The 10,425-nt window shown below is 36.4% G+C and carries 2 protein-coding genes; both read left to right on the plus strand.

The genetic code is table 11. From position 1 onward, the window contains the following. Positions 1 to 218: LPXTG cell wall anchor domain-containing protein (locus A3I1_RS07840; protein WP_033376320.1), on the plus strand; the 218-nt coding region annotated here is incomplete at its 5' end. A gap of 259 nt (positions 219 to 477) precedes the next feature. After that, on the plus strand, positions 478 to 10,425 hold a 9,948-nt coding region (locus tag A3I1_RS08210; RefSeq protein WP_051069673.1), incomplete at its 3' end, for a discoidin domain-containing protein.

Below are 10,425 nucleotides of genomic sequence, written 5' to 3' on the forward strand. Positions count from 1 at the left end.
CAGCTTTTGAAGGCAAGTTAATGCCAATGAGTAGTAAAGCAGGTAATAAGGATAAAGGTATGTCAGAGAAGAAAGTTGACCAAACTTCTTCAACAGCAGCTAAGAGCTTACCAAATACTGGTGATGGGACAAACTCAGCAGTATTAGGAACCATATTAGCTTTATCATCATTAGCTTTATACGGCTATGGTAGAAAAAAGCGCCGTACTGAACTATAATTGTTAAGCAATTCTCTCTAAAACAAAAAGACAAATCAGTTAACTGATTTGTCTTTTTATGATTTAAAAAAATAATCGAAATATTGTGTAATACTTTTGTTTTCAAATATTTTAAGACTAATTATCAAGTGATAAGAATGTTTATTTTTGTTGAGTTTTGTCGAATTATTATTGAATTAACAAATTAAGTATGTTAATATATTTAGTGTAAAAACGCTTACAAAAACAGTGTTACTTTTTGAAATTTTAGGAGGGATTTATGAATCGACATGAGGAATCAAATTGGAATAAAATTTTTCACTATTCCATTAGAAAAACTACTTTAGGAGTTGGATCGGTAGTTGTTGGGGTTTTCTTATTTGGAGCAAATCCTGCTGTGGCAATGGCTGATACAACTGAAATAGCAACACCAGAAATAACAGCTACACCAGAAATAACTTCAAAAGAAATACAACCAGAAATTTCTGAATCTGAAGTAGTTCAGGCTTCTCCTGTGGTAGTTGAAACATCAACAGAAGAAACAGTTATTTCTTTAAATGAAGAAGGTAGAACACCAGTTGCTGAAGTTGAAAATTCTGTACAACCTACTTCAGAAGACTCTTCAGAAGAAAATGTAGAAGAAATTCCAGAGACACCAACAGAAGAGACTAAAATAGGTGTTCAAGATAATGCTAGTGAAGTTATCTACAATGGTAATTGGTTTGAAACTAATCAAAAAAATAAATGGAGTAACTTTGCTAAAAATGAAGATAAAAGTGATATCAGTGCAACCTTGTTTTTTAATGGAACTGGTATTGAAGTTATAGGACAATTAGCACCAAGTCATGGTATTTACACTGTTGAACTAGATGGGCAAACACTACCATTTCAGGATGGTTTTGGACATTCAACAACTATTGATGGTGTAAAATATTTTAGTGGTAAAGCAACTGAAAGAATAGTGGATCAAGAATTGGTTACCTTATATGGTCTTCAAGAAGGTATTCACTCTCTGACTATTCGTTTAGATTCTGAGAAAAATGATAACGCTCAAAATTTTGGTATTCAAATTGATCAATTTTTCATTTTAGGTAGTCAACCACAGATTTTATCTAAAAATGCAGTTGTAGAAGCCTATCAAGGAGCTTATAATACTTTAGAGGATTATGCTCGATTAGCAACAAATCCTGAGGCATATCAAGAAAGACTTGATGCTTTAAAATTAGAATTAGAAAAAACAATTCCTAACTTAAGTACAATGTATAACATTCAATTAGAAATGATTGAATTAATTGGAGAAGGTGAATCAAATGGCTCTGATTCATCACAAGATACTGAGGCAGACTCGGAAAAAGATAATACCTCAGATACTGAGGATAGTTCTAATACAACTGATAGTAATGATACAAATGGTGGATCAACATCTAATAACTCTGCTAATTCTAACACTTCAGATGCTAGTGGTGAGGAAACTGACGATACAGAATCAAAAGAGAACACTGATGTTACAGATGAGAAAGACTCTCAAACAACAGCAGGTGTTAGCACTTCACCTAAAGAATGGCATAAATTTAATCATTTTACCAAGACAGATCAAAATGTGAATTTTGATAATGATTGGAAATTCCATTTGGGTGAAGTTGCAGGTGCCTCAGGTAAAGAATTTGATGATTCTAGCTGGTCGACTCTTAACCTACCTCATGATTTTAGTTTAACGCAAGATTATACTACAAATGGTGAAGCCGAAAGTGGTTATAAACCAGGAGGGATAGGTTGGTATCGAAAATCATTTTCTGTCAATGATGAGGTTGCAAATGGACGCGTCAGCATTCAGTTTGATGGTTCTTATATGGAAACAGAAGTTTTTATAAATGGTATTTCACTAGGAGTACACCCTTATGGTTATAATGCTTTTAGTTTTGATTTGACACCGCATCTTAACATTAATGAAGAAAACACATTGGCTGTGAAAGTAGTCAATAAAGTACCAAGCTCACGTTTTTATTCTGGTAGCGGTATTTATCGTTCGGTGCATCTAAATCTTGAACCAAAAGTACATTTAGCAGAGTATGGGGTATTTGTTAAGACACCTGATCTTGCAACAACTCATGATCAAGCAGATGGTTCTACAGTTAATATCAGTGCTCAAATTATCAATGAAGATAGCAATGTGGCTAATGTTCAAATTAAAGCTATATTATTTGAACGCAATGTAGATGGTAGTTTAGGTAGTAAGGTACATACGACTGATTTAAGTGACTCATTAGCCATCTCAGCAAATCAAACTGGCACCCTTAATAGTACTTTCAAATTAGTTAATCCTAAACTTTGGTCAGTAGATAATCCTAATCTATATGTGCTTAAAACAGAAGTCTATAAAGATGGTCAAAAAATCCAAACCAACCAGCAAGAAGTTGGCTTTAGATTTGTTTCTTTTGATGCCGATACTGGTTTTAAATTAAACAATCAAGCGATGAAACTAAAAGGTGTCAGTATGCACCATGACCAAGGGAGTTTAGGAGCATCAGCTTATTATGATGCTGTTGAAAGACAATTTGAAATCCTAAAAGATATGGGTGTGAATACTGTCCGTGTGACCCATAATCCTTCTGCACGTGTCATGAAAGACATTGCTAACCGCAAAGGAATGATGTTGATTGATGAAGCCTTTGACACTTGGATCCATGCAAAAAATGGTAACACCTATGACTATGCTCGTTGGTTTGATCAACAATTAGGAGAAACAGCACAACACTTAAATGGTGCAAAAAATGCGGAACAAACATGGGCAGAATACCATATTAAACAAATGGTTAAAAGTGGTCTAAATGACCCTTCCATCATCATGTGGTCAACTGGTAATGAGGTACTTGAAGGACATAATGGTAATCCATCTCGATACACAGAAATTATTACTAATTTAATGAATTGGGTTGATGAAGTTGATGGAACTCGCCCATCTACTTTGGGAGACAATAAACTTAAAAATAACCATCAAACATCTATTAGCATGGCAAATGCCTTAACAAATAGAACACAAGGACCAAAAGGAATTGTTGGTTATAACTATGCCAGCGGTAGTCAATATGATGAGGGACATGCAGCTAATCCTCATTGGATTATTTATGGTTCTGAAACAGCTTCTGCTGTCAATAGCCGTGGTATTTATAATGTTAAAGGTGATGAACAACGTTCTGATAAGCAATTAACAGCCTATGATCAAAGTGCCGTTTCATGGGGCAAAGTGGCTAGTGATGCTTGGTATGATGTTATTACTCGTGACTTTGTTTTAGGTGAATTTATCTGGACTGGTTTTGACTACTTAGGAGAACCAACACCATGGAATAACACTACTTCTGGAGCAAAATTCAGTGATCCCCTACCTAAGAGCTCATACTTTGGTATTATTGATACAGCAGGATTACCAAAAGATTCTTACTATTTCTACCGTAGCCAATGGAACACAAAAGACACAACATTACATGTGTTACCGGCTTGGAAAGAATCAGTTGTTAAAAAAGACAACCAAAATAATGTTGAAGTTGTTGTTTATTCTAATGCCGCTGAGGTTGAATTACAATTTATCAATAAACAAGGAGAAACGAGATCTCTTGGCAGAAAGAAATTTACTAAAGAAACAACGCAAGCAGGATACACTTATCAAGTCTATAAAGGTGATGATAAGTCAAATACAGCTCACAGAAATCTCTACCTCACCTTCACAGTTCCTTATGAAGATGGTACACTAAGAGCTATTGCTTATGATGCTAATGGTCAGCTAATTAATGATACTATTGGTAATAAAGAAGTAACCACTTTTGGTACAGCTCATAAATTAATTACAACTATTACTAAGAATCCTGAAAAAGCAACAGATCATTCTCTTGCTTATGTTGAAATTGAAGTTCAAGATGAAGAAGGAAACTTTGTTGCTGATGCCAATAACCTTATTACAATTGCTGTTGAAGGACCTGCGGAATTAGTGGCTATGGACAATGGTGATGCGACTGACCATCAATCTTATCAAGATAACAATCGTAAAGCCTTTTCAGGTAAAGCAATTGCTATCTTAAGAATGACAGGTAAGACTGGTACAGTGAAAGTAACAGCTTCTTCTGTAGGACTAAATTCTTCAAGTGCAAGCTTTACTGTAGTTGGACAAGAAAATACTGATGATAGAAAGATTGATAGTTATTATCTTTCTAAGACCATGTATATTAAAAAAGGAACTCCACTTTCTCTACCAGATAAAGTAATTGTTCGCTATACTGATGGCACAGAAGAAGAAAAAACATTAAGCTTTGACCAAGAAGCTATTGCTCAAGGTTTAGAAGCAGGTACGACTTTTGTTGCTAAAGGTAGAATTGAAAATCTTGACACTAATGCAGAGATTGTTGTTTCAGTCATCGATCAAGTAGCAGCGATTAAAAATATTAGTTTTGCTTCAGAAGTTGGTCAAAAACCACAATTACCAGCCCAAGTACAAGCTTATCTGGCTGATGGAACACTATTAAGTGCACAATTCCCAGTAACATGGAATACTCCAGAAGATACGCGATTTAACACAGAAGGTCTTGTAACGATTGAAGGTGTTGCTAATGTCTTGGGTGATAAATTACCAGTTAAAGCAACTATTCGTGTGGCTAGAAAAACAACACAAATTGATCAAAACGTCGCACCTGCAGTTGTTCAATTGACAGAGGATACAACAGGAACAACATCAGACAATCTCCAAGCGATTAAAGATGGTAGTTTAGTGGTTTCTACTAATCCAAATGGTGGACCAAACCAAACGATTTGGTCAAACTATGATTCTGCTCAAAGAGGTGACAAGGATTCAACCTTATCCTTTAGATATGATACTGCTCAAAATATAGCTCAGGTTGTAGTTTACTATCATCAAGATAGTACATCACTTCGTCTTCCTAAAGCAACTACTTTCTCATGGGGTACAGGTCCAGGTGCTAACGCAGAAAATGTTTCTGCGACTATTGTTAATAGAGAAACAGTTGGTGGCTTAACTAAGATAACTTACCAATTAGAGAATATAACACCAGCAGTTATCTTTAATGTTCACATCGAAAACTCTGATGAAACATTAGCTAATAATCGTAAGCCATCAACAGGTATTGTAGAAATTCAGTTAATGACAGCCATCGAAACCTTCACCCAAAATTCAGATGCTAGCATCAATAGGCTAAAAATAGGTAATTACACTGTTTCTGCTAACCAAATTTCACAAGACATGTCTATTAAGGCAGAACTAGGTGAAATTGTTGCAAGCAATACAGACAAAAACGTAGCAGTTACTATTCTTCCAATCAAAAATAATCAATTTAGATTATTTACTGAATCAGAAGATAAATCACGTCGTTTAGTTTATAATTTAACTCTTATCACTGAGAGTCCGGCAACTGATACTGATAGTCGTTATTTATCAAGAAATAGTGTTGTTTTAACAGCTGGTTCTACAGAACCAAGAAATGGCAACCAAATTGGAAACGCTAAAGACTTTAACCTAGATACTATCTGGCATAGTGCATGGGCTGGTACTGAAAGAGAAAACTTGTGGATTCAATTAGATGCAGGTAGTGTCCAAAAAGTAAACGGTTTAGCTTACATGGCCCGTCAAGACAGTAGTAACAATGGTAAAGTCACAGATTATGAAATTCTTGTCAGCAGTGATAATGTCACCTGGACAAAGGTTAAAGAAGGTCGTTTTGACGATGTAAAATCATGGCAAGAAGTTGCTTTTGATGATGTTGATGCCCGTTATGTGAGATTAAAAGGGATTCATACTATGGGTGATGCCCCATCTCAAACAGATCGCTTCATGTCAGCTAGTGAGGTTCGTCTCAGGGTGGTTTCAGACGGCACAACACCACCACCAGTAGACCCTCAAACACCTGAAACAACAAATCCTGAAGCACTTAAAGCCCAACGCATTAACCTTGCAATTGGTGCAGCAGTAACCGCTAGTGATACAGAACGTGACTTCTGGGGTGCAGATAAGGCAATAGATGGTATTGTTAATCGCGAAGAAAGTAACAAAACATCTCAATCACGTTGGTCAACCAATCGTGGTGAAACACCTCGAGTTCTCAATGTTGATCTAGGTACTCAAAAAACTATTGATTCTTTTGTTATCAACTGGGAAAGAACCAATATTAAAGGTTTCCATATTGAGTATTCTGCAGATGGTAGTAGCTATCAAACCGCTTATCGTAAAACAGACGATACCTACAATGAATTAGACACAACTATTAGTTTAACTCATCCAATTACTGCCCAATTTGTCAAACTCACTGTTGATCGATTTGATGGTGGTTCAGATAATTGGCCTTCTGTTTCATTATATGAATTCCAAATCATCGGCACAGAAGCTATTGAAGATTTAGCTCATCAAAAAGAGGCAACTTCAAATGGTAATGAAATAACAAGTCTAAGTGCTGACAAAGCAGTTGATGGTGATTCAACAACTCGTTGGGCAAGTAGTGTTGGCCAAGGCACAAAATCAATTCAAGTTGATTTAGGAGAAACTAAAGAAGTTGCTTCAGTTGTTTTAAACTGGGAACGTCAAAATGCTAGTCAATATAAGATTCAAATTTCACAGGACGGCCAAACATGGACAACTGTTAAAACATTAACGAGAAAACCGAGTGAATTAAAAGAAATAATCAATTTAGATAATCCTCAAGAAGCGCGTCATGTTAAAGTATTGATTGAAGCTTTTGATTCACGTGCAGAAAATCGCTCTGGTCAAGTCGTTGATTGGGCAACTGTTTCACTATTTGATTTTGAAGTTTATGGCCAACCAATTGTTACAAAAACTGTTAAATCTCTAAGAGATATTGCTAATGAATTAGTGCTTCCAGAACTTACTAAAGGGATGACAAATTGGACTCTGCCTACAGTTCCGGCGGATGTTGACATTAGCTTTATTGGTGCTGATTTTGAACAAATTATTGACTATGATTTAACTGTTTATCAACCACTAGTAGACACAACAGTTCAAGTCAACTACAAATTGACAAGAGGTGATGAAACGTACGAAACACCAGCCTATTCGATTGTTGTAAAAGGTCAATATGAAGTGACAAATGAAGACAATGCGGTTCTTCCAGTTGTACCAGGTATTGCAGAGTGGAAAGGTCATACTGGTCACTTTACGGTTAATGAGTCAGCTCGCATTGTGGTTAATCCTAAAGATAAAAATACTCTTGATTATGCTGCTCAAAGCTTTAAAGAAGATTATGAAGCTATCACGGGCAAGACTATTGCCATTGTTTATGACACGACTCCAATCGCAGGAGACTTCTATTTTGAGTTGAATGAAACTCACCCAGGTCTTAAAGAAGAGGGCTACTTAATGACCATCGATGATGTTGTTAAAGTAGAAGCTAGTCATAAAACTGGTGCTTTCTGGTCAACTCAAACTCTTCTTCAAGTTTTAAAACAAAATCCAGAGCAAATTGCTAAAGGGATAGCAAGAGATTATCCAAAATATGCTCGTCGCGGCTTTGTTCTTGATGTTGGACGTAAACCAGTACAACTATCAACCTTAAAAGACATGGTTAAGAGCTTATCATGGTATAAGTACAATGATTTCCAACTTCACTTAAATGATAATTATATCTGGGTGGAAGAATATCAAAATACTGACAATCCTTATGGTGCATATTCTGCTTTCCGTCTTGAATCAGACATTAAAGAAGGTGGCAATAACGGTCTTAACAAGGCTGATTTAACCGCTAAAGATCTCTTCTACACTAAAGAAGAATTTAGAGATTTAATGCTCTTTGCAAAGAATCGTGGCATTCAGATTGTTCCAGAATTTGATGCTCCAGCTCACGCTTTGGCCTTTACTAAGGTAAGACCAGACTTAACAATGACTGATAAGAGTGTCAGACGTTGGGTTGACCATTTAGAAGTAAGTAATCCTGAAGCTTTAGAGTTTGTGAAGAGTGTTTGGGATGAGTACCTTGATGGTGATAATCCAGTCTTTGGTTCAACTGATGTTATTCATATGGGTGTTGATGAATTTGAAGGCAATAATGAAGCTTTCCGTGCCTTCACAGATAGTCTCTTGAAATATGCTATTAGTAAAGGAAAAACACCTCGTTTCTGGGGTAGTCTAACTGCTAAACCAGGAACAACACCAGTTCAAGTTGATGGTGTTGAAATGAATATCTGGAGTGAAGGATGGGCAAGACCATCTGACATGTATAACAAAGGCTATAAACTTATCAATACTTTAGACTCTTCACTTTATTGGGTTCCAGGTGCAAACTATTATCAAAACTTATTAAATAGTGAAGCACTCTACAACAATTGGGAAGCTAATAAGATGGGTAATACCCTTATTCCGGCAGGTTCTAAACAAATGCTTGGAGCAGCTTTCGCGATTTGGAATGACTTGATTGGAAATAGAGCTAATGGTGTCCAAGATTATGATGTCTATAAAGGCTTTGAACAATCACTCCCAGCCTTAGCTGCTAAAATGTGGGGTAACCGAGCAGTCGGAAATTACCGTGATTTAACGGCTAGAGTTGAAGCTATTGGTAAACCTGCTAAGCAAAATCCTTACAAAGAAGTTGCTTCAGAATCATCAGTTATTAGCCGTTATCGCTTTGATTTAAATAATTTAGAAGATCTATCAGGAAATAATAATGATGGTGTAACAGCTAAGAATGTTGATTATGAAGCTGGTAAGAACAAGACTGCTGTTCGTTTCAATGGAGGAGAAAGTTACATTGAAACACCAATCACATCAGTTGGACCAAATAATAGCTTCTCTGTTTGGGTGAAATTAGATGCTGATGCAGAAGGTGAACAAATCCTAGCTGAAAATGGTCATACAGCTCTTAAACTGGTTCAAAAAGAAACTGGTAAAGTAGGATTTTCAGCTGAAAACTATGATTATTCATTCAACTACACCTTACCAAAAGATGAATGGGTGCAATTAACCTTTAGAGGTTATGAAGGTCGAACAGAATTGTATGTCAACAATAATCTAGTTGATACTCTTTCTCAATCACAAACAGGTCGCCTTTCAGCTACTTTGGTATTACCAACGCAATTTATCGGTAGTAAGACAAAATCTCTTAAGGGAATGATTGATGATCTAGTTATCAATCAATACCAATCTGAGGGAGGTTATCTAGATAGAGCCGGATGGCAAGTAACTAGTGACAATGAAAATGCAGATGGTACCGCAGATAAAGCCTTTGATAATGACTTATCAACAATTTGGCATACGAAGTGGTCACCAAGTAAGCAAGAACTCCCTGCAAGTATTACAATTGATATGACAGCTCCTCATCACGTAGACAAACTCGTTTATGTGCCAAGAAAAGGAGTTAAAAATGGTAATATTACAGGCTACAAACTCTATGGTAAATTAGCAGACGCTGATGAATATCATCTACTTAAAGAAGGTACCCTCTCAGATGATGCTTCAACTAAAACAATCGCTTTTGCAACAGAGGAACTTCGCTATCTTAAATTAGACGTTACTTCTGGTTTTGGAGGCTTTGGTTCTGCGGCAGAAATTATGGTTGCTCAAAGTGATATTAAAAAACCACTCAGAGAACTTGCTCTTGAAGGGAAAGCTCATCAAGAACTTGCAAGTCATTATACGACCGATTCTGTTAAAGGATTAGAACAAGCTCTAGATAATGCTAAAGTTATTATAGCTGCAACAGATAGCAATCAAGCTGCTGTTAGTCAAGCAATGACAAGTCTCCAAGCTGCTATTGATGCTCTTGAAATTATCCAAGAAGAAAGAGTATCAAAAGTACCAGACACTGCTCCAACAGCTGAAGATAAACCATCCATTGTGTTTACAAATGGCAGTGGTGCTGTTAATGAAGATAAACCATCTATCGAGTTTAGCAATGGTAGTGGTGTCGTTAATGACTTACCAGAACTAGTCTTCTCAACGGAAAAACGTGAATTAAAAGATGATGCGTCAGGTGTCATGGTTCAACTAGAGGTTGGCGAAATCGCAGCTATCGAGGGCATCAGTGTTGGGCATAAAGAAACTAAAGACCCAAGTACACCAAATGTGCTTAAGGATCAAGACTATGATCTCTTTGACATCTCATTAGTTGATGCTAATGGTGTAGCTGTTAGTCCACTCAAAGACACACTCGTTATCATGCCAGTAGACGAAGGCAAAATCGTAGGAAAAGTGGTTTACCTCCCAAATACTGATGAGCAAGAAGAA

Source organism: Streptococcus marimammalium DSM 18627 (genome assembly GCF_000380045.1).
In the GTDB taxonomy this organism is placed as follows: Bacteria; Bacillota; Bacilli; order Lactobacillales; family Streptococcaceae; genus Streptococcus; species Streptococcus marimammalium.